This is a genomic window from Kocuria sp. LUK, assembly GCF_021012935.1.
In the GTDB taxonomy this organism is placed as follows: Bacteria; Actinomycetota; Actinomycetes; order Actinomycetales; family Micrococcaceae; genus Kocuria; species Kocuria flava.
This window is the reverse complement of sequence record NZ_JAJMZI010000006.1, coordinates 154,550-179,529: the sequence shown is the minus strand read 5'-3', so window position 1 is coordinate 179,529 and position 24,980 is coordinate 154,550. Positions and strand designations below refer to the sequence as shown.

The 24,980-nt window shown below is 76.4% G+C and carries 24 protein-coding genes; 17 read left to right on the top strand and 7 right to left on the bottom strand.

The window, feature by feature from the left end; genetic code table 11:
• Nucleotides 1-65: 65 nt before the first annotated feature.
• Both moaA and LQU92_RS12340 read right to left on the bottom strand, forming a co-directional pair.
• Nucleotides 66-1,160, bottom strand: coding sequence for a GTP 3',8-cyclase MoaA (moaA, locus tag LQU92_RS12345; RefSeq protein ID WP_230781039.1), 1,095 nt, complete (start codon nucleotides 1,158-1,160; stop codon nucleotides 66-68).
• Nucleotides 1,161-1,266: 106 nt separating this feature from the next.
• Entirely contained in the window at nucleotides 1,267-1,602 is a 336-nt protein-coding gene (locus LQU92_RS12340; protein WP_230781037.1) for a biopolymer transporter Tol, read from the bottom strand.
• A gap of 79 nt (nucleotides 1,603-1,681) precedes the next feature.
• Here LQU92_RS12340 and glp point away from each other — a divergent pair, with 79 nt between their 5' ends.
• Together glp and LQU92_RS12330 are read left to right on the top strand one after the other, a co-directional pair.
• Nucleotides 1,682-2,926: a gephyrin-like molybdotransferase Glp gene (gene glp / locus LQU92_RS12335; protein WP_230781036.1), complete on the top strand. Its 1,245-nt coding sequence runs from the start codon at nucleotides 1,682-1,684 to the stop codon at nucleotides 2,924-2,926.
• 69 nt (nucleotides 2,927-2,995) lie between these two features.
• On the top strand, nucleotides 2,996-3,376 hold the full coding sequence (locus LQU92_RS12330; RefSeq protein ID WP_230781035.1) for a hypothetical protein: 381 nt from the start codon (nucleotides 2,996-2,998) through the stop codon (nucleotides 3,374-3,376).
• Nucleotides 3,377-3,514: 138 nt separating this feature from the next.
• Here LQU92_RS12330 and LQU92_RS12325 read toward each other — a convergent pair whose 3' ends face one another.
• Nucleotides 3,515-4,723 (bottom strand): cytochrome P450, encoded by a 1,209-nt coding sequence (locus LQU92_RS12325; protein WP_230781034.1) that lies wholly within the window; start codon nucleotides 4,721-4,723, stop codon nucleotides 3,515-3,517.
• A gap of 179 nt (nucleotides 4,724-4,902) precedes the next feature.
• Here LQU92_RS12325 and LQU92_RS12320 point away from each other — a divergent pair, with 179 nt between their 5' ends.
• The 5 genes from LQU92_RS12320 to LQU92_RS12300 all read left to right on the top strand — a co-directional run bounded on the left by LQU92_RS12320 (nucleotide 4,903) and on the right by LQU92_RS12300 (nucleotide 13,133).
• Nucleotides 4,903-8,634 carry a nitrate reductase subunit alpha gene (locus tag LQU92_RS12320; RefSeq protein WP_230781033.1) on the top strand — a complete coding sequence of 1,244 codons (3,732 nt, stop codon included), beginning with the start codon at nucleotides 4,903-4,905 and terminating at the stop codon, nucleotides 8,632-8,634.
• Complete coding sequence (gene narH / locus LQU92_RS12315) at nucleotides 8,634-10,301, top strand: nitrate reductase subunit beta (protein WP_230781032.1); 1,668 nt, start codon at nucleotides 8,634-8,636, stop codon at nucleotides 10,299-10,301. The genes LQU92_RS12320 and narH overlap by 1 nt, the downstream gene beginning before the upstream one ends.
• Nucleotides 10,298-10,993, top strand: coding sequence for a nitrate reductase molybdenum cofactor assembly chaperone (narJ, locus tag LQU92_RS12310; RefSeq protein WP_230781030.1), 696 nt, complete (start codon nucleotides 10,298-10,300; stop codon nucleotides 10,991-10,993). The genes narH and narJ overlap by 4 nt, the downstream gene beginning before the upstream one ends.
• Nucleotides 10,990-11,829 carry a respiratory nitrate reductase subunit gamma gene (gene narI / locus LQU92_RS12305; protein WP_230781028.1) on the top strand — a complete coding sequence of 280 codons (840 nt, stop codon included), beginning with the start codon at nucleotides 10,990-10,992 and terminating at the stop codon, nucleotides 11,827-11,829. The genes narJ and narI overlap by 4 nt, the downstream gene beginning before the upstream one ends.
• A 68-nt stretch (nucleotides 11,830-11,897) precedes the next feature.
• Nucleotides 11,898-13,133: a nitrate/nitrite transporter gene (locus tag LQU92_RS12300; RefSeq protein ID WP_101850819.1), complete on the top strand. Its 1,236-nt coding sequence runs from the start codon at nucleotides 11,898-11,900 to the stop codon at nucleotides 13,131-13,133.
• Between the two features lie 156 nt (nucleotides 13,134-13,289).
• On the opposite strand, the gene LQU92_RS12295 is transcribed toward LQU92_RS12300, so the two are convergent.
• Together LQU92_RS12295 and LQU92_RS12290 are read right to left on the bottom strand one after the other, a co-directional pair.
• Nucleotides 13,290-13,772 (bottom strand): pyridoxamine 5'-phosphate oxidase family protein, encoded by a 483-nt coding sequence (locus LQU92_RS12295; RefSeq protein ID WP_101850818.1) that lies wholly within the window; start codon nucleotides 13,770-13,772, stop codon nucleotides 13,290-13,292.
• Between the two features lie 46 nt (nucleotides 13,773-13,818).
• On the bottom strand, nucleotides 13,819-15,021 hold the full coding sequence (locus LQU92_RS12290) for a globin domain-containing protein (protein ID WP_230781026.1): 1,203 nt from the start codon (nucleotides 15,019-15,021) through the stop codon (nucleotides 13,819-13,821).
• Between the two features lie 204 nt (nucleotides 15,022-15,225).
• Between LQU92_RS12290 and moaC the strand changes: the two genes are divergently transcribed.
• From moaC to LQU92_RS12245, 9 genes are all read left to right on the top strand, one after another.
• A complete protein-coding gene (gene moaC, locus LQU92_RS12285) occupies nucleotides 15,226-15,726 on the top strand; it encodes a cyclic pyranopterin monophosphate synthase MoaC (RefSeq protein ID WP_230781024.1) in 501 nt (166 codons plus the stop codon).
• Nucleotides 15,727-15,728: 2 nt separating this feature from the next.
• The gene (locus tag LQU92_RS12280; protein ID WP_058859755.1) at nucleotides 15,729-16,271 is read left to right on the top strand and encodes a MogA/MoaB family molybdenum cofactor biosynthesis protein; all 543 of its coding nucleotides are present in this window, start codon (nucleotides 15,729-15,731) and stop codon (nucleotides 16,269-16,271) included.
• Nucleotides 16,268-16,720 carry a molybdenum cofactor biosynthesis protein MoaE gene (locus LQU92_RS12275; RefSeq protein WP_230781022.1) on the top strand — a complete coding sequence of 151 codons (453 nt, stop codon included), beginning with the start codon at nucleotides 16,268-16,270 and terminating at the stop codon, nucleotides 16,718-16,720. The genes LQU92_RS12280 and LQU92_RS12275 overlap by 4 nt, the downstream gene beginning before the upstream one ends.
• A gap of 5 nt (nucleotides 16,721-16,725) precedes the next feature.
• The gene (moeB, locus tag LQU92_RS12270; RefSeq protein ID WP_230781021.1) at nucleotides 16,726-17,898 is read left to right on the top strand and encodes a molybdopterin-synthase adenylyltransferase MoeB; all 1,173 of its coding nucleotides are present in this window, start codon (nucleotides 16,726-16,728) and stop codon (nucleotides 17,896-17,898) included.
• Between the two features lie 73 nt (nucleotides 17,899-17,971).
• On the top strand, nucleotides 17,972-19,117 hold the full coding sequence (locus LQU92_RS12265) for an acyl-CoA dehydrogenase family protein (RefSeq protein ID WP_230781018.1): 1,146 nt from the start codon (nucleotides 17,972-17,974) through the stop codon (nucleotides 19,115-19,117).
• Nucleotides 19,114-20,475, top strand: coding sequence for a PIG-L family deacetylase (locus LQU92_RS12260; protein ID WP_308071633.1), 1,362 nt, complete (start codon nucleotides 19,114-19,116; stop codon nucleotides 20,473-20,475). Before LQU92_RS12265 ends, LQU92_RS12260 begins: the two co-directional genes overlap by 4 nt.
• Nucleotides 20,472-21,434 (top strand): glycosyltransferase, encoded by a 963-nt coding sequence (locus LQU92_RS15340; protein ID WP_230781015.1) that lies wholly within the window; start codon nucleotides 20,472-20,474, stop codon nucleotides 21,432-21,434. The genes LQU92_RS12260 and LQU92_RS15340 overlap by 4 nt, the downstream gene beginning before the upstream one ends.
• Entirely contained in the window at nucleotides 21,326-21,730 is a 405-nt protein-coding gene (locus tag LQU92_RS12250; protein WP_230781135.1) for a polyketide cyclase, read from the top strand. The genes LQU92_RS15340 and LQU92_RS12250 overlap by 109 nt, the downstream gene beginning before the upstream one ends.
• 58 nt (nucleotides 21,731-21,788) lie before the next feature.
• Entirely contained in the window at nucleotides 21,789-22,718 is a 930-nt protein-coding gene (locus LQU92_RS12245) for an NADP-dependent oxidoreductase (RefSeq protein ID WP_101850811.1), read from the top strand.
• Between the two features lie 25 nt (nucleotides 22,719-22,743).
• Here the strand turns inward: LQU92_RS12245 and LQU92_RS12240 are convergent, their stop codons facing one another.
• Nucleotides 22,744-23,385 carry a hypothetical protein gene (locus LQU92_RS12240; protein ID WP_230781142.1) on the bottom strand — a complete coding sequence of 214 codons (642 nt, stop codon included), beginning with the start codon at nucleotides 23,383-23,385 and terminating at the stop codon, nucleotides 22,744-22,746.
• Between the two features lie 202 nt (nucleotides 23,386-23,587).
• On the opposite strand from LQU92_RS12240, the gene LQU92_RS12235 reads away from it, so the two are divergent.
• On the top strand, nucleotides 23,588-24,397 hold the full coding sequence (locus LQU92_RS12235; protein WP_101850810.1) for an SDR family oxidoreductase: 810 nt from the start codon (nucleotides 23,588-23,590) through the stop codon (nucleotides 24,395-24,397).
• 13 nt (nucleotides 24,398-24,410) lie between these two features.
• Here LQU92_RS12235 and LQU92_RS12230 read toward each other — a convergent pair whose 3' ends face one another.
• Complete coding sequence (locus LQU92_RS12230) at nucleotides 24,411-24,884, bottom strand: OsmC family protein (RefSeq protein WP_230781014.1); 474 nt, start codon at nucleotides 24,882-24,884, stop codon at nucleotides 24,411-24,413.
• Between the last annotated feature and the right edge of the window lie 96 nt (nucleotides 24,885-24,980).

Genomic DNA, 24,980 nt, shown 5'->3' with positions numbered 1-24,980 from the left:
GTCGTGGCGGGCACGGCCGCCGCGGGGCGGGTCTCGGTCACGGTCTCCTCCTGGGACAGGGCTGATCAGCCTCCGATCGCGCTCATCGTCCGGTCGGGCTGGACGTAGTCGGGGGAGTCCAGCCCGGGGCGGTCCATGCCGTGGGCGGCCGGCTTGCCCCACGTCGCGGCCCGCCAGCGCTCGGCCAGCTGCTCGTCGTCGGCCCCGGCGCGCAGCAGGCCCAGCAGGTCGGACTCCTCGTGGGAGAACAGGCAGGAGCGGATCCGGCCCTCGGCCGTGATGCGGGTGCGCTTGCAGTCGGCGCAGAACGGCTCGGTGACCGAGGCGATGATCCCCACGGTCCCCACCGGCCCGGGCGCGGCACCGCGCAGCGGGCGGACGTCCCACAGCTCGGCCGGGGCCCCGGCCCGCGGCGCGGGGTGGGGGTCGAGCCGGAACCGCGCCGCGAGCCGGTGACGGATCTCGGCGGCCGTCACCAGGTTCCGGCGGGTCCAGCCGTGGTCGGCGTCCAGCGGCATCTGCTCGATGAAGCGCAGGGCGAAGCCGCGCTCCAGCGCCCAGGCCAGCAGCTCGGGGGCCTCGTGGTCGTTGACACCGGCCATCAGCACCGCGTTGATCTTCACCGGGGCCAGCCCCGCCGCGGCCGCGGCCTCGGCCCCGGCGAGCACGTCGGCGAGCCGGTCGCGGCGGGCCAGCCGGGCGAAGGTCTGCGCGTCGAGGCTGTCCAGGGAGACGTTGATGCGGCTCAGCCCGGCCGCGGCCAGCCCCTCCGCGCGCGCGGCGAGCCCGATCGCGTTGGTCGTCATCGACACCGGCAGGCCGGGGTGGGCGGCGCGCACGGCGGCCACGATCTCCTCCAGGTCCCGGCGCACCAGCGGCTCCCCGCCGGTCAGGCGCAGCTCCGTGACGCCCAGCCGGTCCACGCCCACGCCGACGATCCGGGCGATCTCCGCCGGGGACATCAGCTGGGCGGCCGGCAGCCAGGGCAGCCCGCCGGCGGGCATGCAGTAGGTGCAGCGCAGGTTGCACTTGTCGATCACCGACAGCCGCAGGTCGGTGGCGCGGCGGCCGTGGCGGTCGAGCAGCCCGGACCCGGCAGGGGCCCCGGACGGGGGCGGGCCCGCGGAGCGGACCTGCGGGATGCCCAGAGAAACGCTCATGCCACCACCTCCTCGGCCGGCGCCCGGGCAGGCGCGGGGTCTGCGCCCAGTCTAAGCAGGGGCCCGCGCCCCGGGAACTGCCGCGCCGGGGCGCGCCCCGCCGCTCTCACGAGCCCCGGTCCGCCGGCGGGGCGAGCTCGTCCAGCCGGGCCAGGGCCCGCCGCCACCGCGCCTCCCGCTCGGCCGGGGTCTGCTCCCACCACGGCGTGCCGCGCTCGCCCAGCCCCGTCTTCGCCAGGCCCACCCGGTCCCGGGCCGCCCGCACGCGCTCCTGACGGCCCTCGCGCCGGGCCGTGCGCACCGCGGCGCGGGCCCGGCCCAGGTGCGAGCGCAGCCGGGCGGCGGCCTCGTCGGGCAGGTGCGGGTCCTCGCGGCGCCACCGGCGGCCGTCGACCACGAGCCACCGGCCGTCCTCGGTGGGCTGCACGTCACGGGGCGTCATGCCCGCAGTCTGCCAGGCCCGCCGGCGGACCGGCACGCGCCCCGGCCCGCGGGCGGGCCCGCCCGCCTACGCTGGGAGGATGAGCAGGCACGCCCACCCCCCGGCCCGTCCCGTCGACGAGCACCTGCGGGCGGTGACCGCCGCCCTCCGGGACCTGCACCCGCCGGCCCGCGCCGTTCCGCTGGGGGAGGCGCTGGGCCGCGTCCTGGCGGAGGACCTCGTGGCCCCCCTGGACCTGCAGCCCTTCGACAACGCGCAGATGGACGGGTTCGCGGTCCGGGCCGCCGACACCGCGGGGAGCGGCGGGAGGGGCCGGGCCGCCCTCGCCGTCGTCGCCCCCGTGCCCGCCGGGCACCTGCCGCCGCCCCTGGGGCCCGGGGAGGCCGCCCCGGTGATGACCGGTGCGCCGCTGCCGCCCGGCGCGGACGCGGTCGTGCCCGTCGAGGAGGCCGAGCCCCGCGGGTTCCCCGCCGCCGGCGCGACGGTGCGGCTGCCCGCGGACCAGCCCCCCGGGCGCTTCGTGCGCCGCGCGGGCGAGGACGTGCGCGCCGGGACGACCGTCCTGCCCGCCGGGCGGCGCCTGACCCCGGCCCGGATCGGGCTGGCCGCGGCCCTGGGCCTGGACCGGCTCCCGGTGCGCGGGCGGGCCCGGGCGCTCGTGTACACGACCGGCGACGAGCTCGTGCCCCCCGGCGCGCCCCGCGGACCCGCGCAGGTCTACGACGCCAACGCCGCGATCCTGCGCGCCCAGCTCGAGGAGGCCGGGGTCGAGGTGCTCGCCGCCGGCCTCGTGCCCGACGACCCGGACGCCTTCGCCGCCCGGCTGGCCGCGGACGTCGGGACCGGCCCCGATCTCGTCGTCACCTCCGGCGGGGTGAGCGAGGGCGCCTACGAGGTGGTCCGCCAGGTGCTGGGCGGGGCCGGGGAGTTCCTGCACGTGGCGGTCCAGCCCGGCGGGCCGCAGGGACTGGCCCGCGCCCACGGCGTGCCGGTCGTGTGCCTGCCCGGCAACCCGGTGAGCACCCTCGTGTCCTTCGAGCTGTTCCTGCGCCCGGCCCTCACCGCCGTCCTGGGCGCCCCCGCGCCCCGGCCCCGCCGCACCGCCCCCCTCGCGGAGCCGGTGCGGCCGCTGCCCGGGCGCACCCAGGTCCGCCGCGCGGTCCTCGAGGCCGGCGCCGTGCGCATGGCCGGCGGGCCCGGCTCCCACCTGCTCGCGGCCGCCGCCCGCGCCGACGCGCTCGCCGTGCTGCCCCCGGGGGCGGACGAGCTGCCCGCGGGGACCCCCGTGGAGGTGCTCGTGCTGGACCCGCCCGAGGGCGGCTAGACTGTCCGGGCCCGCCTCCCGGCCGCCCGCCGGAGGGCCCCGACCCCCGCACAGAACAGGACCGTCCGCGTGAAGTCCCTGCCCGCGCCCCTGCTGCTCGCCGCCGCCGCCGTGATCCAGGCGCTCGGCCGCTGGGAGTACCACCAGAACGCGATCACCGTGGTCGGGCAGCTGCTGTTCCCCATCTTCTTCGCCGGGCTCGCCGTGCTCCTGGCCCGCCGCGGGACCCCCGGGGCCTTCGGCGCCGTCCACCTCGCCGTGCTGGCCGCGGCCGCGGTGCTGTTCGTGCTCACCCTCGTGGGCCTCGGCGGGACCGTGCCCGCCCTCTACCCGGCGGTGTGGGTCTACTACGCCGCGTTCGCGCTGCTGGTCCTCGAGGCCGGGCTGCGGATCGCCGGCACGCCCCGCCGCCCGCGCGAGGACGCCGGGCACCCGGACGCGGCGCAGTAGCCCCCGGCGCCCCGTCCCGCCCTACCCGCGGGGTCCCGCGCACGCCACGAGGCCCCGTGCCGCACACCGCTGCGGGGTGGGGCCTCGTGCGCACCGTGGGACCGCGCGGGGACAGGGCGCCGCGCGGGGACGGGAGCCTCAGCGCAGCAGCAGCGGGACGGCCGCGTACCCGCCGCCCGGCGGGACCTCCCGCTCCCGCGGCCGCCGCGGGTCCGGCACGAGCGCCGTCGTCGCCGCGAGCACCGCGCGGGTGAGCTCCCGCAGCTCGAGGGTCGCCAGCGGGCGGCCGGGGCACACGTGCTTGCCGATCCCCCAGACGAGGTTGTACGGGGCGTGCCCCACCGGGTCGAAGTCCCCGGCCTCCCCGAAGACCCGGGGGTCCCGGTTGGCGGCGGTCCAGTTGAGGAAGACCCGCTCGCCGGCGGCGAGCCCGCGGCCGCCGGCCGTGACGGGGCGCGTGGTCACCCGCCGGTTCTGCACGAACGGATCGTCCAGGCGCAGGATCTCGTCGAGCACCTGCCCGAGCTCGCGGTCGGGCACCCCGCGGCGCAGCCGCTCCTGCCGCTGCGGGTGGTCGGCGAGGTGGGCCAGGACCACCCCGGCGCACAGCGCCATCGACCCGAGGTCCCCGCCCGTCCAGTTGCGCAGCACCGAGACGACCTCCTCCTCGGTCAGCGGCCGGCCCTCGACCCGCTCGCGCAGCAGCTCGGTGGTCACGTCGTCGGGCGCGTGCGCGCCCGCGGCCCGGCGGGGTGCGGTCTGGGAGCGGACCAGGGCGTCGAAGCGGCGGGCGGCCGCCGCGGTGCGCTCCGGGCGCCGGGAGCGGGTGGCGGCGCGGTGCTCGGCCGTCCACCGCAGCAGCTCCTCCTCGAGCCCGGGGTCCCAGCCCAGCCACGCGAGCTGGGCCCGCACGGCGAAGCGAACGCCCAGCGCCACGGCGTCCACGGTCCCGGGGACGGGCAGGTCCGCGACCAGCTCCTCCGCCGTCCGCCGGACCACCGGCCCGAGCGCGGCCGTGCGCTGCGGGGTGAAGAACCGCTCGACCACCGCGCGGAAGGCGGTGTGGGCGGGGCCGTCGAGCCCGTTGGGGACCTGCAGGTGCCGGGAGACCGCGTTGGCGAACGTCTCGTGGTCGAGGGCTGCTGCCACGACCTCGGCGTGCGAGAACAGCGTCCACGCCCCGCCCGCGCCGCGGGCCACGGGGCAGCGCTCGCGCAGCTCGTCGTAGGCGGCCACCGGGTCGCGGCGCACCCGCGGACCGCGCGGGTTCCAGTCGGCGGGCACCGGTCCGGGAGCGGGGACGCTCTCCTCCGGGCCGAACTCGTCGCCGGGCTCGTGCTCGCCCACGGGCTGCTCCTTCCCCGGGCGGCCCCGCCGCGGCGGGAGCGGGGGAGGGCCGGCCCAACTTTTCGAGCCTAGACCCGCGGGGGCCTCTGCGGGCGGACCCCGGGGCGACACGCCTCCGCCGCCGCGTAATGTGCGGGGACCCCCCTGACGGGCCCGGGGGACGGGTCTACGTTGGCGCCATGGCGACCGACTCCGTTCCCCCGCGCATCGACGGCCCCGCCTCGGACGCGCTGCTCAGGCTCGGGAAGTTCTTCACCCGCTGGGAGGAGAGCCCCGACCGGCGGGCCGTGTTCCGGGAGGGCGGGCGGGCCGGCGACGCCTTCTACCGCAACCGCTGGAGCCACGACAAGGTGGTGCGCTCCACCCACGGCGTGAACTGCACGGGCTCGTGCTCGTGGAAGGTCTACGTCAAGGACGGGATCATCACCTGGGAGGCCCAGGAGACCGACTACCCCTCCGTGGGCCCGGACCGGCCCGAGTACGAGCCCCGCGGCTGCCCCCGCGGGGCCGCGTTCTCCTGGTACACCTACTCGCCCACGCGGGTGCGCTACCCCTACGTGCGCGGCGTGCTGCTGGAGATGTACCGGGCGGCCAAGCGGGAGACCGGCGGGGACCCCGTGCTCGCCTGGGAGTCGATCGTCTCGGACCCCGCCAAGCGGCGGGCGTTCCAGCAGGCCCGGGGCAAGGGCGGGCTCGTGCGCTCGAGCTGGCAGGAGGCCCTCGAGCTCACCGCCGCCGCCCACGTGCACACGGTCAAGGCCTACGGGCCGGACCGCGTCACCGGCTTCTCCCCGATCCCGGCGATGTCGATGGTCTCCCACGCCGCCGGGGCCCGGTTCATCAACCTCGTCGGCGGGGTGATGAACAGCTTCTACGACTGGTACGCGGACCTGCCCGTGGCCAGCCCCCAGGTCTTCGGCGACCAGACGGACGTCCCCGAGTCCGGCGACTGGTGGGACGCGACCTACCTGATGATGTGGGGCTCCAACATCCCAGTCACCCGCACCCCGGACGCGCACTGGATGGTCGAGGCCCGCTACCGCGGCACCAAGGTCGTCTCGGTCAGCCCCGACTACGCGGACAACACGAAGTTCGCCGACGAGTGGCTGCCCGCCCAGGCCGGCACGGACGCGGCCCTGGCGATGGCGATGGGCCACGTGATCCTCAAGGAGAACTTCCTGGACCGCCGCGTGCCGTTCTTCGAGGACTACGTCGTCCAGTACACCGACCTGCCGTTCCTCGTCACCCTCGACGAGCGCGCCGACGGGACCGTGGTGCCGGGGAAGTTCCTCACCGCCCAGGACCTGGCGTCCGCGGAGGGGACGGAGCCGCCGGCCGACGCCGCGTTCAAGACCGTGCTCCTCGACCGCGACGCCGGCACCCCCGTGGTGCCCAACGGGTCGATGGGCTTCCGCTACAACGCCCGGGACGAGGGGCGGTGGAACCTCGACCTGCGGGGCGTGCGCCCGGCACTGTCCCTCGCCGACGCCTCCTCCTACGCAGGAGAGGCGAGCCCCGTGGACCTGCCCGCCTTCACCGACGCCACGGGCGAGGGCTCGGTGCTGCGCCGCGGCGTGCCGGTGGCCCGGGTCGCGGGCCGGACCGTCACCACGGTCTTCGACCTGATGCTCGCCCAGTACGGCGTGGGCCGCGCGGGCCTGCCGGGGACCTGGGCCACCGGGTACGACGACGTCACCGCCCCCTACACGCCGGCGTGGCAGGAGGAGATCACCTCGGTCCCGGCCGAGGCGGTGGCCCGCATCGCCCGCGAGTTCGCCGCCAACGCGGAGAAGTCGCAGGGCCGGTCGATGATCATCCTCGGCGCCGGCATCTGCCAGTGGTACCACGGGGACGTCACCTACCGGGCGATCCTCGCGATGCTCATGCTCTGCGGGTGCCAGGGCCGCAACGGCGGCGGCTGGGCGCACTACGTGGGCCAGGAGAAGGCCCGCCCCATCACGGGCTGGGCCGCGATGGCCGCGGCCACCGACTGGACCCGGCCCCCGCGGTTCATGATCGGCACCGCGTTCTGGTACATGCACACCGACCAGTTCCGCTCCGACGGCTACTCCTCGGACGCGGTGCAGTCCCCGCTGGCGCAGGGCCACCTCAAGGGCATGCACACCGCCGACGTGATCGCGAAGTCCACCCGCATGGGGTGGATGCCGTTCTACCCGCAGTTCGACCGCAACTCCCTCGACGTCGCGGACGCCGCCGCCGAGGGGGTCGCCCGCGGCGAGGCCCCCGACGAGGCCGCCTGGGTCGCGCAGCAGCTGAAGCAGGAGCGGCTGCGCTTCGCCGTCGAGGACGTCGACGCCCCGCAGAACTGGCCGCGCACGCTGATCCTGTGGCGCTCGAACCTGCTCGGGTCCTCGGCCAAGGGCGAGGAGTACTTCCTCAAGCACCTGCTGGGCACCCACCACAACGTCATGGGGCAGGACCACGGGCAGGCCCGGCCCCGGGACGTCGCCTGGCACGAGCAGGCGCCCGAGGGCAAGCTCGACCTGCTGGTCTCGGCCGACTTCCGGATGACCAGCTCCACGCTGCTCTCCGACGTCGTGCTCCCGGCCGCGACCTGGTACGAGAAGCACGACCTGTCCTCCACCGACATGCACCCCTACGTGCACGCCTTCACCCCGGCGATCCCCCCGCCGTGGGAGGCGAAGACCGACTACGACCTGTTCCGGCTGCTCGCCGAGGAGTTCTCCCGCCAGGCCCGCACCCACCTGGGGGTGCGCAAGGACCTCGTGGCCACGGCCCTCACCCACGACACCCCCGGGGAGATCGCCCAGCCGGGCGGGCACGCCCCCGACTGGAAGGGCACCGACCTGCCGGCCGTGCCCGGGAGGAACCTGCCCAACCTCGCGGTGGTCGAGCGCGACTACACGGCGATCGGGGAGAAGTTCGCCGCGGTGGGGCCACTGGCCGAGCAGCTCGGCTTCACCACCAAGCACATCACCTACGACGTCTCCCACCAGGTGGACCAGCTCGCCCGCCTGCACGGGGTCTTCGACCGCGGGGCCGCCGCCGGCCGCCCCGCGGTGGACACCGACGCCCGCATGGCCGAGGCCATCCTGCTGTTCTCCGGCACGACCAACGGGGAGCTCGCCGTGCAGGGCTTCGAGACCCTCGAGAAGCGCACCGGCGTGGCGCTCGCCGACCTGGCCCGCGGCTCCGAGGAGAAGCGGATCACCTTCGCCGACACCCAGGCCGCCCCGGTGCCGGTGATCACCTCCCCGGAGTGGTCCGGCTCCGAGACCGGCGGGCGCCGCTACGCGCCGTTCACCATCAACATCGAGCGGCTCAAGCCCTTCCACACCCTCACGGGGCGGATGCACTTCTTCCTCGACCACGACTGGATCCAGGACATGGGAGAGGCGCTGCCGGTCTACCGGCCGCCCCTGGACATGCACCGGCTCTTCGGGGAGCCCAAGCTCGGGGAGCGCGGTGACCTCTCGATCGCGGTGCGCTACCTGACCCCGCACAACAAGTGGTCGATCCACTCCGAGTACCAGGACAACCTGTTCATGCTCTCCCTGGCCCGCGGCGGCACGACCGTGTGGATGAGCCCCCAGGACGCGGAGCTGATCGAGGTCTCCGACAACGACTGGGTCGAGTGCGTGAACACCAACGGCGTCTACATCGGCCGGGCGATCGTCTCCCACCGCATGCCGGCCGGCGTCGTCTACGTCCACCACGCCCAGGAGCGGGTGGTCGACGTCCCCAAGTCCGAGGCCACCGGCCGCCGCGGGGGCATCCACAACTCCGTGACCCGCATCCTCGTCAAGCCCACCCACATGGTCGGCGGCTACGCGCAGCTGTCCTGGGCCTTCAACTACCTCGGGCCCACCGGCAACCAGCGCGACATCGTCTCCGTGGTCCGCAAGCGCTCCCAGGAGGTCCAGTACTGATGCGAGTCATGGCCCAGGTCGCCATGGTGATGGCGCTCGACAAGTGCATCGGGTGCCACACCTGTTCGGTGACGTGCAAGCAGGCGTGGACCAACCGCGCCGGTACCGAGTACGTGTGGTTCAACAACGTGGAGACCCGTCCCGGGCAGGGCTATCCCCGCCGGTACGAGGACCAGGAGAAGTGGAGGGGCGGCTGGGAGCTCAACCGGCGGGGGAACCTGCGGCTGAAGTCCGGCGGGCGCCTGCAGAAGCTCCTCGGCATCTTCGCGAGCCCCGTCCAGCCCGAGCTCGACGACTACTACGAGCCGTGGACCTACGACTACGAGAACCTCATCAACGCCCCCGCGGGCGAGGACTTCCCCGTGGCCCGGCCCAAGTCCCTGATCACCGGCGACGACATGAAGATCACCTGGTCGGCCAACTGGGACGACAACCTCGGCGGCGCCCCCGAGAAGGGTCACCTCGACCCGGTGGTCGAGAAGGTCCGGCGGGAGTCCGAGGAGAGGATCCGCTTCGAGTTCGAGCAGACCTTCGCGTTCTACCTCCCGCGCATCTGCGAGCACTGCCTCAACCCGTCCTGCATGGCCTCCTGCCCCTCGGGGGCGATCTACAAGCGGGCCGAGGACGGGATCGTGCTCGTGGACCAGGACCGGTGCCGCGGCTGGCGCCAGTGCGTCACCGGCTGCCCGTACAAGAAGATGTACTACAACCACAAGTCCGGCAAGGCCGAGAAGTGCACCTTCTGCTACCCCCGCATCGAGGTGGGCATCCCCACCGTGTGCGCGGAGACGTGCGTGGGCCGGCTGCGCTACATCGGGATCCTGCTCTACGACGCCGACCGCGTCACCGAGGCCGCCGCGACCCCGGACGAGCGCGACCTCTACGAGGCGCAGCTGGACCTGATGCTCGACCCGCACGACCCGGAGGTGATCGCCGCGGCCCGCGCCGAGGGCATCCCCGAGGACTGGCTCGACGCCGCCCGCCGCTCCCCGGTCCACACCCTGGCCAAGGAGCTGCGCGTCGCCCTGCCCCTGCACCCCGAGTACCGCACGATGCCCATGGTCTGGTACGTCCCGCCGCTGTCCCCGGTCGTGGACCTGCTCAAGGACCAGGGCCACGACGGCGAGGACGCGGGCAACCTCTTCGGCGCCATCGAGTCCCTGCGCATCCCGGTGGAGTACCTCGCCGAGCTGTTCACCGCGGGGGACGCGCAGGTCGTCACGGACGTGCTGCGCAAGCTCGCCGCGATGCGCTCCTACATGCGCGACATCGCCCTCGGCGACGAGCCCGACGAGGCGATCGCCACCGCCGTGGGCATGACCGGGGCCGAGATCCGGAAGATGTACCGGCTGATGGCGATCGCCAAGTACGACGAGCGCTACGTCATCCCCTCCGCCCACCTCGAGGAGGCCCACAACCTCGAGGAGATCGGCTGCTCCCTCGACGTCGACGGCGGGCCCGGGATGGGCCAGACCGGCGTGTTCGGGGAGGCCTCCGGCCGGCCCATGCCCGTGGCCGCCGAGAACTTCGCCGCCCTCCAGGCCCGTCAGCGCGGCGAGGACCCCACGGGCAACGAGGCCCTCGCCGGGCGGGTGAACCTGCTCAACTGGGACGGCCGCGGCCGGCCCACGGGCCTGTTCCCGCCCAAGGACGGGGGACAGGCATGAGCCTGCTCGAGAAGCTGCTGGGCCGGGCCGGGAAGGGAACCCTCGACCCGGGCGCCCACCACGACCCCGACCCCCGCCGCAGCGCCGTGCTGCGCCAGGCCGCCGCCGTCCTGCTCGGCTACCCGGACGGGCAGCTCCTCGAGCGGCTGCCCGTGCTGCGCGCGGCGCTGGCCGAGGTCGGCGCGGCCGACGGAGTCGCCGAGCTGCTCGACTGGCTCACCGCCCGCCCGCTCGAGCAGGTCCAGGCCGACTACGTCCAGGAGTTCGACCTCTCCCGGCGCCACAGCCTGCACCTGACCTACTGGACCGACGGGGACACCCGCCGCCGCGGCGAGGCGCTCGCCGCGTTCAAGCAGGTCTACCGCGCCCACGGCGCCGAGCTCGACGCCGCCGAGCTGCCCGACTACCTGCCCCTGGTGCTCGAGTTCACCGCCACCGTCTCGCCCGAGGACGGCTGGGAGCTGCTGCAGCGCTACCGCCCCTCCCTCGAGCTGCTGCGGCTGTCGCTGCGCGACGACGGCCTGCCCCACCACCGCGCCGTCGCCCTCGTGTGCTCGACCCTGCCCGGGGTCTCGCCCGAGGACCGCGAGGCCGTGATGCGCATGGCCGGCTACGGCCCGCCCACCGAGTCCGTGGGCCTCGACCCGTACGATCCCCGGCTGCTGCCGCTGACCGAGAGGAACCAGGGATGATCCCGCTCGCCCCCGCCCCCGAGGCCGTCGAGACCGGAGTGGGGGACGTCCTGCTGTGGGGCGTGCTGCCCTACGTGGTCCTGGCCGTGGTCGTCGGCGGGTCGATCTGGCGCTACAGGTACGACCAGTTCGGCTGGACCACCCGCTCCTCCCAGCTCTACGAGTCCCGCATCCTGCGCATCGCCTCGCCGCTGTTCCACTTCGGGATCCTCGCCGTGCTCGCCGGGCACATCATGGGCCTGCTCATCCCGGCGTCCTGGACGGCGGCGGTGGGGGTGACCGAGGGCATGTACCACTTCCTGGCCCTGAGCATCGGCACGGTCGCCGGGGTCGGGACCCTGCTGGGGATCGTCCTGCTGATCTGGCGCCGGCGCACGACCGGGCCCGTGTTCATGGCCACCACCAAGAACGACAAGTTCATGTACGTCATGCTCGTGGCCGCCCTGCTCACGGGCCTGGCCACCACCGCGATCTCCGTGTTCGACCACTCCGTGCCGGACTACCGCCAGACGGTCTCCCCGTGGTTCCGCTCCATCTGGATCCTCCAGCCGGACGTCGCGGCCATGGCCGGGGCCGGCCCCTCCTTCAAGCTGCACGTGCTGTGGGCGCTGGGGCTGTTCGCCGTGTGGCCCTTCACCCGGCTCGTCCACGCCTTCACGGCCCCGGTGCACTACCTCTTCCGGCCCTACATCGTCTACCGCAGCCGCGACGCCGGCTCCTCCGCCCACCTCGCCCCGGTGCGCCGCGGCTGGGAGCCGGTGGGCACCCGGGACCGCGCCCGCGGGACCACCCGGACCCCCGAGCGGCGCGGGTCCCGCAGCGCGGGCCGCCGCTGAGCCCACCCCTCCCGAGCCCCGACCGCCCGGGTCCTGCCGCCCGGGCCCCGCCGACCCCGAGGAGCGCCATGTCCTCCGCCCCCGCCGCGACCACCCCGGGCCCGGACCTCGCCTCCGGGCAGCTGCGCAACCTCCTGCTGGCCACGATCGCCTCCGCCGTCGGCTTCTGGGCCTGGACGATCGTCGGCCCGCTGGGCAAGCGCTACGCCGAGCAGATGCAGCTCGACGCCACGCAGACCGCCGTGCTGGTGGCCATGCCGATCTTCGTCGGCTCGATCGCCCGCGTGCCCGTGGGCGCGCTCACCGACCGCTACGGCGGGCGGGTGATGTTCACCGTGGTCCTCGGCGCCACGGCCCCGCTCGTGCTGCTGACCGGTCTGGCCGGGCGGACGGGCAGCTTCCCCCTGCTCGTCGCCGTCGCCTTCTTCCTGGGCATCGCCGGCACGGTCTTCGCCGTGGGCGTGCCCTTCTGCTCCGCGTGGTACGAGGCCCACCGCAAGGGGTTCGCCACGGGCGTGTTCGGGGCGGGGATGGTCGGCACGGCGGTCTCGGCGTTCTTCACCCCGCGCCTGGTCGGGGCCGTGGGCGCCCTCGGCGCCCACGTCGTGATCGCGGCGGTCGTGGCCGTCACGGCGGTGGTCTGCTGGCTGGCGCTGCGGGACTCGCCGGTGCACGCGGCCAAGACCCCGGAACCGGTGCTGCCGAAGATCCGGCACGCGTTCACCCTGAAGGTCACCTGGCAGCTGTGCTTCCTCTACGGGGTGGTCTTCGGCGCGTTCGTGGCCTTCTCCAACTACCTGCCGACCTACCTCAACAACGTCTACGCGTGGGACGCCACCGCCGCCGGCAGCCGCACCGCGGGCTTCGCGCTCGCGGCCGTGGTGGCCCGGCCCGTGGGCGGGATCCTCGCGGACCGGGTGGGGCCGAGGCTGGTGACCCTCTCCTCGCTCGCAGGCACGGCGGTGCTCGCGGTGGTCGTGGCCCTCCAGCCGGGCCAGGAGCGGGTCTACGGCCCGGTCTTCCTGCTGATGGCCCTGTTCCTGGGGCTGGGCACCGGCGGGGTCTTCGGCTGGGTCGGGCGGGCCGCCCCCGCCAAGGACGTCGGGACGATCGGCGGGATCATCGCCGCCGCCGGCGGCCTCGGCGGGTACTTCCCGCCCCTGGTCATGGGGGCGACGTACAACGCCGAGCACAACTCCTACTTCGTGGGCCTGAGCCTGCTGGCCGGTTTCGCGGTCGTCTCGTTCCTGCTGGCCCTCACGGTGCGCAACGGCGGCCGCACGGACGAGCGCACCGTGCCCTGACCGCCCCCCACGAGCTCCCACCGGGAGCGCGAGGTCCCACGCCGCTCACCGCTGCGGCGTGGGACCTCGCGTCGTGCACGGGACCTCGCGACGAGGGCGAGGCGGGGGACGGGAGCAGGGGAGAGGGCGGGCGGGGACGACGACGGCGGGGCGCGGTCACTCCGGGGCGGCGCGGTGCGCGTCGCTGAGCGCCGTGCGCCACACCGACGGGTCGGCCACGGGGAAGCGCCGTCCCGTCACGAGCCCGGGCACGATCCGCACGAACACGCCCTTGGGCCCGGCCTGCCACGGCAGCAGCGGCAGGTCCGCGGTGGCCTCGAGCTCCTCGGCGCGCCCGATGCGGCCCGCCCGGCCCTTGACGACCACGCTCCACGCGAGCCCGGTCCCGGCGTCGTAGCCGTCGGCCTCGAGCGCGACCGGCACGTCGGCCAGGGCCGCCGAGAGCTTGGTGCCCTCCGCCGTCCGGAACACGACCGTGCCGTGGTCCACGGCGTGGTTGACCGGGAAGATGTCCGGGTGGTCCTCGACCCACACCGCCAGCCGGGACACCCCTGCCGAGCGCAGCAGCTCCCAGCACGTGTTCTCCGCCAGCTGCTCCACCGCACCCGCGGTCCCGCCGGTCGCCGTCTCGTCGTTCATCGTCGCTCCTCTCCGGGCGCGCCCGGTGGCCGGGCCGCGCGCTGCGCTACTCGAAGTCGGCCAGCCACAGGTCGGGGCCGAAGACCTCGTACTGGATGTCCCGGGGCGGGACGCCGCGGGCGATCAGGGAGCTGCGCACGGCCTGCATGAAGGGCAGCGGCCCGCACAGGTAGTACTGGGCGTCGGCGGGCAGCTCCACGGCGCCCACGTCCATGAACCCGGCGTGCTCGCCGGGGCCGGGATCGGCCGCGGGCCGCTCGAACCAGGACTCGAGCCGGGCGTCGGGCAGGCGGGCCAGGTCCGCCTCGATCTGGGCGCGCAGCGGGAAGTCCTCGGGCGCGGAGTCGGCGTGCAGGAACCGCACCGTGCGCTGGGCGCCGTCGCGCACCAGGTGGGAGAGCATCCCGGCCATGGGGGTCACCCCGATGCCGGCGCCGGCCAGCACGAGGGGCCGGTCCGAGTACTCCAGCACCACGTCCCCGCTGGGCGCCGAGAGGGTCAGCTCGTCGCCGATCCCGACCTGCTCGTGCAGCAGGGTGGACATCTCCCCGGCCGGGGTGCCGTTGCCGCGGATCCGCTTCACGGCGAAGACCCGGTGGTGGCCGTCGTCGGCGCGGGTGAGGCTGTACTGGCGCGGCTGGTGCACGCCGTCGGGCATGCGCATGCGCAGGGTCACGTACTGGCCCGGCAGGGAGCGCTTGACCTCCCGCTCGTCGGTGCGCTCGACCACGAACGTCACGACGTCGGCGGTCTCGGGGATCTTCTCCACGACCCGCCACGTCCGCCAGATCGTCTCCGGGCTCAGCCGCACGGCGTCGTAGAGCCCGCGCTCCTTGGTGATCAGGGCGTTGGCCATCAGCCAGTACACCTCGTCCCAGGCCGCGGCGACCTCGGGGGTCACCGCTTCGTCCAGGACGTCGCCGATGGCCCACATGAGGTGGTCGTGGACGATCCGGTACTGGTCCGGCCGCAGCCCCAGTGACACGTGCTTGTGGGCGATGCGGGAGAGCAGGTGGTCCGGGACCTGGGTGGGGCTGTTCACCAGGTGGCTCGCGTAGGCGGCCACGGAGCCGGCCAGGGCCTGCTGCTGGCGCCCGTCGGCCTGGTTGCCGCGGTTGAACAGTCCGTCCAGCAGCTCCGGGTGCTCCCCGAACATGTGCCCGTAGAAGCGGCGGGCGATCTCCTGGATGTTCTCCCCCACGACCGGCAGGGTGGCCTTCACGACCGGGTACGAGGTGTCCGACAGCACTGCGCGCCTCCTTCCGGATCCCGTCGACGCCGACGGGAGGGTGTTCCGCCAAGCTAGCACCGCCCGCGGCCGCGGGACAGGGCGCGGGTCGGGACGGCGGCATCCGCCGCGCGGGACGGCGCGGCGCACCGCCGCGGGCCCGCGCGGCGGTGCGGGTGGGTCAGAATGGGGGACGAGCACCCCGCGGAAGGAGAGCGCACGAGCATGACCGAGCACCAGGAGGGCCTCACCCACGTGCGGGCGGACGGTTCCGCCCACATGGTGGACGTCTCCGCCAAGGCCGTCACCACCCGTGAGGCCACGGCCACGGCGGTGCTGCGCACCCGCCCCGACGTCGTCGGGCAGGTCTTCGCCGCCGACCTGCCGAAGGGGGACGCGCTGCCGGTGGCCCGCGTGGCCGGGATCATGGCCGCGAAGCGGACCCCCGACCTGGTGCCGCTGTGCCACCCGCTGCCGATCAGCAAGGTCGTGGTCGACTTCGAGCGGCTGGCCGACGGGGTGCGGATCACCGCGACCGTGCGCACCCGAGGGGTCACCGGGGTCGAGATGGAGGCGCTGACCGCGGCGTCCGTGGCGGCGCTGACGCTCTACGACATGATCAAGGCCGTGGACAGGCACGCCTCGATCGACGGCGTGCGGGTCCTCGCGAAGTCCGGCGGCAAGTCCGGGGACTGGCGCGCCGAGGACGCCGGGGAGGGGCGGTGACGGTGCGCACCGCCGCCGTCGTGGTCGCCTCGACCCGGGCCGCCGCCGGCGTCTACGAGGACCGCAGCGGGCGGATCGCCGCCGACTGGTTCCGCTCCCACGGCTTCGCGGTCGAGGGCCCGTTCGTCGTGGCCGACGGCGCCGACGTGCGCGCCCGGCTGGAGGAGCTGCTGCTCGAGCGGGACCCGGACCGGCGCCCCAGCGTCGTCGTCACGAGCGGGGGCACGGGGCTCGCGCCCGACGACCTGACCCCCGAGGTCACCCGCCCCCTGCTGGACCGCGAGCTGCCCGGCATCATGGCGGCCCTGTGGGCGGAGGGCCGCCGGACCACGCCCCTGGCCGCGCTCAGCCGCGGGCACGCCGGGGTCAGCGGCTCCACCTTCGTGGTCAACCTCCCCGGCTCCACCGGCGGGGTGTGGGACGGGCTGAAGGTGCTCGAACCGCTGCTCGACCACGTCTGCGACCAGCTGGAGGGCCACCGCGACCGCGGCCACCCGGGCCCCGGCGCCCCGCACCCCGACCCGACGCAGGAGACCGACCGATGAGCACCCCCGGACCCGTCCAGGTCGAGACCGCCGTGGTCGCGGCCTTCGTCACCGACGCCCCGCTGGACCACGGCCGGGCCGTCGCCGCCGTGCAGGACGAGCGCACCGGCGCGGTCGTGTCCTTCAGCGGGGTGATCCGCGACCACGACGGCGGGCGCGCCGTGCAGCGCCTCGACTACACGTGCCACCCCAGCGCCGGCGAGGCCATCGCGGCCGTCGCCCGCGCGGTCGCCGCCGACCACCCGGGGGTGCGGATCTGGGCCGCGCACCGGGTGGGGCGGCTGGGCATCGGCGACTCCGCGCTCGAGGCGGCCGTGGCCTCCGCCCACCGCAAGCTCGCGTTCGCCGCGTGCGACGCCCTCGTGGACCGGATCAAGACCGAGGTGCCCATCTGGAAGGAGCAGCTGTTCGCGGACGGCTCCACCGAGTGGGTCGGGCTGGACGGCTGAGGACCGTGGAGCTGCCCCCGCTCGTCGCCCCCGCCGCGGAGCTCACCGAGGAGGAGCTGCGCCGCTACGCCCGCCACCTCACCGTCCCGGAGATCGGGGAGGAGGGCCAGCGGCGGCTGAAGAACGCCCGCGTGCTGTGCGTGGGCGCCGGGGGGCTGGGCTCCCCGGCCCTGCTCTACCTCGCCGCCGCCGGCGTGGGGACCCTGGGGGTCGTCGACGACGACGTCGTGGACGTCTCCAACCTCCAGCGCCAGGTCGTCCACGGCCTGGGCGCCCTCGGCGCGCCCAAGACGGCCTCGGCGGCGGCCCGGGTCGCCGACCTCAACCCGCTGGTGCGCACGGTCGAGCACCGCGAGCGCCTGGACGCGCACAACGCCCCGCGGATCCTCGCCGGCTACGACCTGGTCGTGGACGGCAGCGACAACTTCGCGACCCGCTACCTCGTCTCGGACGCGTGCGAGCTGGCCGGGGTGCCGCACGTGTGGGGCTCGATCCTGCGCTTCGACGGGCAGTACTCGGTGTTCTGGGGCGCGCACGGGCCGACCTACCGCGACCTCTACCCGGTGCCGCCCGCCCCGGGGAGCGTGCCGGACTGCGCCGAGGCGGGGGTGCTCGGCGTGCTGCCGGGGCTGCTCGGCACGGCGATGGCCGTGGAGGCCGTCAAGCTCGTCACCGGCATCGGGGACACGATGCTCGGCCGCGTGGCCACCTACGACGCCCTCTCCGCCCGCTGGTGGGAGATCCCGCTCGCACCCACCCCCGGGCGGGCCCCCGTGACGGAGCTGCGCGACGACGACGGCGCCCCCGCGTGCGCGCTGCCCGGCCCCGGCGCGGAGGAGCCGCTGCCCACGGTGACGGCCCCGCAGCTGGCGGCGCTGCTGGCCGCCCGCGAGCGGGGGGAGGCGGACGTCGACGTGGTCGACGTGCGGGAGCCCTACGAGGCCCGGCTCGCGGCCGTCCCCGGGGCCCGGAGCGTGCCGCTCGCCCGGTTCGAGTCGGGGGAGGCCCTCGCCGAGCTGGACCCCGCCCGCCCCACGGTGCTGCACTGCAAGGCCGGGTCCCGCTCCGCGCGGGCGCTGCGGCTGCTGCGGGCGGCCGGGCACCGGGACGCCGTCCACCTCGAGGGCGGGGTGCTGGCGTGGATCGAGCAGGTCGACCCGTCCCAGCGGCCCTACTGAGCCGGCACCGCCCGCGAGCGGGCCGCCGGCCCCGGCACGGGGCCGTGGCGGGTGCCCAGTAGGCTGATCGCCGATGACCCCGCCGACCGACGCACCCCGCCCCCACGCCCCCCGCCCCGGCGCCCGACCCGCCCCGGACGGCGGGCCCGACCCCGCCGGCGGCCCCGTGGCCGCCGCCGATCCCGCCGCGGCCGCGGCGGCCCTGCGCGCCGCCGACGCCGCCGTCCCCGCGGCCGTCCTCGGGGAGGCCCTCGCCCCGGCCCTCGCCGCCGCCCGGCGGCTGGGCGCCGAGCTGCCCGGCCCCGGGGAGGGCCGCACCGGGGCGCTGTGGCAGCGCCTGGCCGGGCTGGCCCGCCTCGACCCGTCCCTGGCCCGCGTCGTGGAGCCCCACCTGGACGCGCTCGCGATCCTGCGCCAGGCCGGCCTCGGCGAGCTCGCCGGGCTGCCGGCGACCTGGGGCGTGTGGGCGGCCGAGGCGGCGGGCCGCGAGCTCACCGCCCGTCCGTCCGGGTCCGGCTGGGAGCTGACCGGCACCAAGGCGTGGTGCTCGCTGGCCGCCCACCTGGACCGCGCCGTGGTCACCGCCGGCACGGGCGGGGGCCGCCGCCGGGCCTTCGCCGTGGACCTCTCCCACCCCGGGGCGGTCCCGGACGGGACCGCGGGCTGGTGCCCCGCCGGGCTGCGGGACGTGCCGACCGGGGACGTGCGCTTCGACGCGGTGCCCGCCGTGCCCGTCGGCGGCGACGGCTGGTACCTCGAGCGCCCCGGCTTCGCGTGGGGCGGGATCGGCGTGGCCGCGTGCTGGTGGGGCGGGGCCGCGGGGGTGGCCGACCTGCTGTGGGAGGACGCCGTGGGGCGCGCCCGGCCCGGCCGGCGGCCCCTGGACCAGGTCGGGCTGGCCGCGCTCGGCGCCGTCGACGCCCTCCTGCACCCCGCCCGCGAGGTGCTGGCGGGCGCCGCGGAGGCCGTCGACGCCGGCCGCGCGGGCGGGCGGCGGGGTGCGGTCCTGGCCCTGCGCACCCGCCGGGCGGTGGCACGGGCCGCCGAGGCCGTGGTCGCGGAGGTCTCCGCCGCGACCGGACCCGGGCCGCTGACCGGCTCCCCCGAGCACGTCCGCCGGGTCGCCGCGCTGCAGGTCTGGGTCCGGCAGGAGCACGCCCAGCGGGACGCCGCTGCCCTGGGCGCCGCGCTGCTCGGGGCCGGGGAGCGCCCGTGGTGAGCTTCGACCACCGGGAGCCGGGCACCCCCGAACGGGTCTGGGACGCCGCCCCGCGCCTGCGCGCCGCCCGCCCGCTCGAGCTCGGCGGCGTCGACCGGCTCGTGGTCCTCGCCGCCCACCCCGACGACGAGAGCCTCGGCGCCGGCGGGCTGATCGCCCTGGCCGCCCGGGCGGGGGCCGAGGTGCGGGTCGTCGTGGCGACCCTCGGCGAGCGCTCCCACCCGGGGTCCCCGACCCGCACCCCCGCCGACCTCGCCGCCGTGCGCCGGACCGAGGCCGAGCGGGCCACGGCCTGCCTCGCGGACGGGGTGGTCCCCGAGCTGCTCGGGCTGCCCGACGGCGCGCTGGCGCAGGAGGAGGGGCCGCTGCGCGCGGCCGCCGCCGAGGCCGCCGCCTGGGCCGCGGCCGGGCGGCGCGGGGTGCTCGCCGCGCCCTGGGGCGAGGACGGGCACGCCGACCACGAGGCCCTGGGCCGGGCCGTCCGCGCCGCCGCCGCGCCCCACGGGCTCGAGTGCCTCGAGTACCCCGTGTGGCTGTGGCACTGGGGCGGCCCGGAGGACCTTCCGGCCCACGGGGTCCGTGTCCTGGCCCTCGACGCCCCGGCCCGCGCGGCCAAGGAGCGGGCCCTGGCCGCCCACGCCTCGCAGGTCGCCCCGCTCTCGCCGGCCCCCGGGGACGAGGCCCTGCTGGGCCCGCACGTGCTGGCGCGGTTCCGGCGCCCGGCCGAGCACTTCTTCGTGGTCCCGCCCGCGGGTGCCGCCCCGGACGCGGAGGCCGTGTTCGACGACGTCCACCGTGCGGCCGAGGACCCCTGGGACGTCGGGTCCTCCTGGTACGAGCGGCGCAAGCGCGCGGTGACCCTCGCGGCCCTGCCCCGGCCCCGGTACCGCCGGGTCCTCGAGGCCGGCTGCTCGGTCGGCGCCCTCACCGCCGAGCTCGCCGGGCGGGCCGCGGAGGTGCTCGGCGCGGACGCCAGCGGCGTGGCCGTCGACCGGGCCCGGCGACGCCTCGCCGGGCTGCCCGGGGTGCGGGTCGAGCAGCGCCTGCTGCCCGGGCAGTGGCCGGAGGGGCGCTTCGACCTCGTGGTGGTCTCCGAGTCCGGCTACTTCCTCGACGCCGCGCAGCTGGCCGGGCTCCTCGACCGCACCGCGGCCGCCCTCGACCCGGACGGCCACCTGCTGCTGTGCCACTGGCGCCACCCCGTCGAGGGCTGGCCGCTGGACGGGGCCGACGTCCACGCGGCCGTGCACGCCGACCCGCGCTTCACCCCCGTGCTGCGCCACGAGGAGCGGGACTTCCTGCTCGAGGTCCTCGAGCCCGCGGCGCCGGGGCGCGCCGGGCGGCGGGGCACCCCGTGAGCGCCGTGGAGCGGGTGGTCGTGGTCGTGCCCGCCCGCGACGAGGAGCTGCTGCTGGGCCGGTGCCTGGCCCGGGTGCGCCGGGCCGCCGGCCGGCTCGCCACCGAGCGCGCCGCGGCGGGGGAGCCCCCGGTGCGGGTGGAGACCGTCGTGGCCCTCGACGGCTGCACGGACGGCAGCGCCGGGATCGCCGCGGCGGCCGGAGCCGTCGTCGTCGCCGGCGCGTGGGGCACCGCCGGCGGTGCCCGGGCCGCGGCGGCGGCCGTGGCGGCCGCGGGGACGGGCACCTGGATCGCGTCGACCGACGCGGACAGCGCGGTGCCCGCCCACTGGCTCACCGGTCACGTCGCCGCGGCCGAGCACGGCGCGGAGCTGCTGCTGGGCACGGTGGAGCCGGACCCGCGGGACCTGTCCGCCGCCGTGCTGGCCCGCTGGCACGCCCGCCACCGGCTCGAGGAGGGCCACCCCCACGCCCACGCGGCGAACCTCGGCGTGCGCGCCGACGTCTACGCCGCCTGCGGCGGCTTCCCGGCGCTGCCGCACGGCGAGGAGACCGCCCTGGCCGCGGCAGCACGCGCCCGCGGCCACGCCGTGGTCGCCACCGACCGGGTCCGCGTCCTGACCTCGGGACGGGCCACCGGCCGAGCCGTCCACGGCCTCGCCGGGTACCTGCAGGCGCTCGCGGCCGAACCGCTCCCGCTGCCCGGCGGCTACGCCGGCAGCGGACAGCCCTGGCCACGGCCGGCCGGGCTCTGCCTACGGTGGCCCGGTACCGACCCGAACGGAAGGAAACCACCGTGTCCGAGCACAGCATCTCCGCCAGCCGCGTCATCGACGCCCCCGCCGACGCCATCTTCGAGGTCCTCACCCTGCCCTCCCGCCACCAGCAGATCGACGGGTCCGGCACCGTGGTCTCCGGCGACGACCAGCGCATCCAGCAGGTGGGCCAGGTCTTCGTGATGAACATGAACGGCGAGCACATGGGCGGGGACTACGTCATGGAGAACACCGTCTCCGGCTACGACGAGAACAAGCTGCTCGCGTGGCGGCCCAAGCCCCAGGGCGCCGAGCTCGAGGGCTGGGAGTGGATCTGGGAGCTGGAGCCGCAGGGCCCCGGGCAGACCCTCGTGACCGAGACCTACTCGTGGGAGCACGCCACCCCGGAGGCGAAGAAGGCCGTGTCCTTCCCGCTGTTCGAGGACCGGGCCCTCGAGCAGTCCCTCGAGCGCCTGGCCGCCGCGGTCTCCGAGAAGTGACCCGCCCCGGGCGCGGCGGGCCCGGAATGCGGGCCCGCCGCGCCCGGTTGCCCAGGACATGAGGATCATCGGAGTCGAGCAGTTCGGAGGGCCCGAGGCCCTCGCCGTGCACGAGGTCCCGGAGCCCCACCCCGGCCCGGGGGAGGTGCGGATCCGGGTGCGCGCCGCCGCCGTGAGCCCCACCGACACCGTGCTGCGCGCCGGGGGCCAGCCCATGGACGGGCGCACCCCGCCGTTCGTGCCGGGCATGGACGCCGCCGGGGTGGTCGACGAGGTCGGGGAGGGCAGCCGCTGGCGCCCCGGGGAGTCGGTCATGGCGATCGCCCTGCCCCGCGGCGAGCACGGCGGGGCCTACGCGGAGTACCTGATCGCCCCGGACGACTCGGTGGCCCGCGTGCCCGAGGGCGCCGACCTCGCCGCCGCCTCGACCCTGCCCATGAACGGGCTCACGGCGCTGCAGATCCTCGAGGTCCTCGACCTCGAGCCCGAGCAGGTGCTGGCCGTCACCGGCGCCGCCGGCACGCTGGGCAACTACGTCGTGGAGCTCGCCAAGCACGAGGGGCTGACCGTGGTCGCCGACGCCGCCGACAAGGACCTCGAGCTCGTGGAGAGCCTCGGCGCCGACCACGTCGTCGCCCGCGGGGACGACGTCGCCGCCCGCATCCGCGAGTTCTACCCGGACGGCGTCGACGCGCTGGTCGACGCCGCCGTGCTCGACGAGAAGGCCGCCCCGGCGGTGCGCGACGGCGGCGGCTTCGCGACCGTTCGTTACTGGGACGGCGACCCGGGCCGCGGCATCACCGTGCACCGGATCGCCGTCCCGCGGGAGTACCGTTCCGGGGACAAGCTCGACCGGCTGCGCCGCCTCGTCGAGGACGGCGTGCTGAGCCTGCGCGTGGCCGGGACCCTGCCCGCGGAGCAGGCCGCCGAGGCCCACCGTCTGCTCGAGGGCGGCGGCGTGCGCGGCCGGCTCGTCCTGACCTTCTGAGCCGCCGCCCCGCCGGGGCGGCGGCTCAGAAGGCGGCGGGGGACTGCCGCTCGGCCGCGACCCGGTCCACGCGGCGGTGGAAGCGCATCCCGGCCAGCCCGCCGAGGACCGCGCCGGCCAGGCTCACCAGCCCGCCGACCACCAGGGCGAGCACGGCCGCACCCGTGCCGGCGTCCGCGGACGGGCGCGGCAGGCCCACGCCGCCGGGCAGCTCGAGGCGGTCGCCCGTGGCCAGGGCGAGGACCGCGACCACGATCAGCGCCAGCACCGCCCACAGCCACACGGCCACGCCCTGCTTGGCGCCGTCGAAGCGGGCCATGCGCCCGGCGACGTAGCCGCCGCAGACGTAGGCGACGAACAGGACCACGGCCGCGACCACGCCGCCGGCGCCCGTGAGGGTCCCCAGGTCCGCCCCGGCCGCGGCGCCGGCGGCGGCGGTCGCGGCGGAGAGCAGCACCGCCATCCCGGTCGCGGCCAGCCACCCGAAGAACGCGGCACCGAGCTTCATGCCGCCGAACTGCTGCCGCTCGGCCGCCACGAGGTCGTGGCGCCGGGCCCTCGGAGTGGTGGCCCCCGCCCGCGGCTCGGTGCGGGCCGTCCGCTCCGCTCCCCCCTCCGACCAGGGCCCCTCCGGGGCCGTGGGGCCGGGTTCCTGCTGCCGTGCCATGACGTCCTCCTCGCCGGGGGTCCGCACCCGCTGGTGCTCACGATGGTCCTCCGATCGTCCCCGCCGCGCAACGGTGCCCCCCGCGGGACCGTCCGCGCACCGGCCCTGGCCGCCCCGCCCGGACCGACCGTAGGCTGATGGTCCCGGGCCGCCCCGGTGGCCCGGCCGCGCACCGCACCCGAGCGACAGAGAGGGCACCACCATGGACTCCACCTCCGGCTTCACCCCGCGCACCGCCGTCGTCACCGGCTCGGACTCGGGCATCGGCCGCGCGACCGCCGTGGCCCTGGCAGCGGCCGGCCTGGACGTCGGCATCACCTGGCACCAGGACGAGGCCGGCGCCGAGCGCACCGCCGAGGAGGTGCGCTCCTGGGACCGGAAGGCGGTGCTCGCCCGGCTGGACGCCACCGACCTCGAGGGTGCCGGGGCGGTCGTCGACTCCCTCGCCGAGCAGCTCGGCGGGCTCGACGTGTTCGTGAACAACTCGGGGACCGGGGCGAACGTGCCCTTCCTCGAGACCTCCCTGGCCACGTGGCGCAAAGTGGTGGCCACCGACCTCGACGGCGCGTTCGTGTGCCTGCAGGCCGCCGCCCGGCACATGGTCGCCGCCGGGCGGGGCGGGCGGCTGATCGCGGTCACGAGCGTCCACGAGCACCTGCCCCGGGTGGGCTCGAGCGCCTACGACGCCGCCAAGCACGGCCTCGGCGGTCTCGTGAAGACCATCGCCCTGGAGCTGGGCGAGCACGGGATCACGGCCAACGCGGTGGCCCCCGGCGAGATCGCCACGCCCATGACCGGTCAGGAGGACGAGAACCCCCGCCGCACCTCCCGTCCCGGGGTGCCGCTGGGCCGGCCGGGCGACGCCCGGGAGGTCGCCGCGGTGATCGCGTTCCTCGCCTCCCCGGCGGCCTCCTACGTCACCGGGGCGTCCTGGGTGGTCGACGGCGGGATGGAGCAGATGGGACCGCAGGCCGGGTCGCACCTGCCCGACGACCGGTGGCGCCGGGGCTGAGGCCCCCGTCCGCTCACGGCTCCCGGCCCGAGGGGTCCTCCAGGGCGACGGCGACGTCGTGGCCCACGGGCGCGCCGTGCTCGATCGTGCGGGAGACGGTGCAGTGCTTGTCGTGGGCGAGGGCGATCAGCCGCTCGACGAGACCGGCGGCCTTGCGCCCGCCGTCGTCGTCGGGGAAGGCGAGGTCGAAGGACAGGTGCAGCCCGTCCAGGCGCCGCGCGCCCTCCTCCACCACCTCGTGCCCGGTCGCCGCGACGCGGAACCGGGTGGGCTGCGCGCTGCGGGAGGTCGCGGTGTCCACGCCCACGGAGGAGCACCCGGCCAGGGCGGCCAGGAGCAGCTCCACGGGGGAGAGCAGGTCCTCGCCCGTCCCGAAGGCGATCTCGGCGCCCGCCGCGTTGCGGGCGGTGTAGCGGCCGGTGCCCGTGCGGGTCAGCTCGACGGCGCGCCGGGCGGGGTCCTGGGTCTGCTGCGCGGTGGGGTCCATGCACCCATGGTGCCAGCCGTGGCGGGCCGCCCCGGCGCGGGGGCTGGCCTAGAGTGGGACCGGTCCGGCCGGCCCTGCCCGCAGTCCCGCCGTGCG

Excerpts from the sequence above, each read along its gene's own strand:
- moaA (WP_230781039.1), bottom strand. The coding sequence starts at position 1,160 with ATGAGCGTTTCTCTGGGCATCCCGCAGGTCCGCTCCGCGGGCCCGCCC.
- LQU92_RS12340 (WP_230781037.1), bottom strand. The coding sequence starts at position 1,602 with ATGACGCCCCGTGACGTGCAGCCCACCGAGGACGGCCGGTGGCTCGTG.
- glp (WP_230781036.1), top strand. The coding sequence starts at position 1,682 with ATGAGCAGGCACGCCCACCCCCCGGCCCGTCCCGTCGACGAGCACCTG.
- LQU92_RS12320 (WP_230781033.1), top strand. The coding sequence starts at position 4,903 with ATGGCGACCGACTCCGTTCCCCCGCGCATCGACGGCCCCGCCTCGGAC.
- narH (WP_230781032.1), top strand. The coding sequence starts at position 8,634 with ATGCGAGTCATGGCCCAGGTCGCCATGGTGATGGCGCTCGACAAGTGC.
- narJ (WP_230781030.1), top strand. The coding sequence starts at position 10,298 with ATGAGCCTGCTCGAGAAGCTGCTGGGCCGGGCCGGGAAGGGAACCCTC.
- narI (WP_230781028.1), top strand. The coding sequence starts at position 10,990 with ATGATCCCGCTCGCCCCCGCCCCCGAGGCCGTCGAGACCGGAGTGGGG.
- LQU92_RS12300 (WP_101850819.1), top strand. The coding sequence starts at position 11,898 with ATGTCCTCCGCCCCCGCCGCGACCACCCCGGGCCCGGACCTCGCCTCC.
- LQU92_RS12295 (WP_101850818.1), bottom strand. The coding sequence starts at position 13,772 with ATGAACGACGAGACGGCGACCGGCGGGACCGCGGGTGCGGTGGAGCAG.
- moaC (WP_230781024.1), top strand. The coding sequence starts at position 15,226 with ATGACCGAGCACCAGGAGGGCCTCACCCACGTGCGGGCGGACGGTTCC.
- LQU92_RS12275 (WP_230781022.1), top strand. The coding sequence starts at position 16,268 with ATGAGCACCCCCGGACCCGTCCAGGTCGAGACCGCCGTGGTCGCGGCC.
- LQU92_RS12265 (WP_230781018.1), top strand. The coding sequence starts at position 17,972 with ATGACCCCGCCGACCGACGCACCCCGCCCCCACGCCCCCCGCCCCGGC.
- LQU92_RS12245 (WP_101850811.1), top strand. The coding sequence starts at position 21,789 with ATGAGGATCATCGGAGTCGAGCAGTTCGGAGGGCCCGAGGCCCTCGCC.
- LQU92_RS12240 (WP_230781142.1), bottom strand. The coding sequence starts at position 23,385 with ATGGCACGGCAGCAGGAACCCGGCCCCACGGCCCCGGAGGGGCCCTGG.
- LQU92_RS12235 (WP_101850810.1), top strand. The coding sequence starts at position 23,588 with ATGGACTCCACCTCCGGCTTCACCCCGCGCACCGCCGTCGTCACCGGC.
- LQU92_RS12230 (WP_230781014.1), bottom strand. The coding sequence starts at position 24,884 with ATGGACCCCACCGCGCAGCAGACCCAGGACCCCGCCCGGCGCGCCGTC.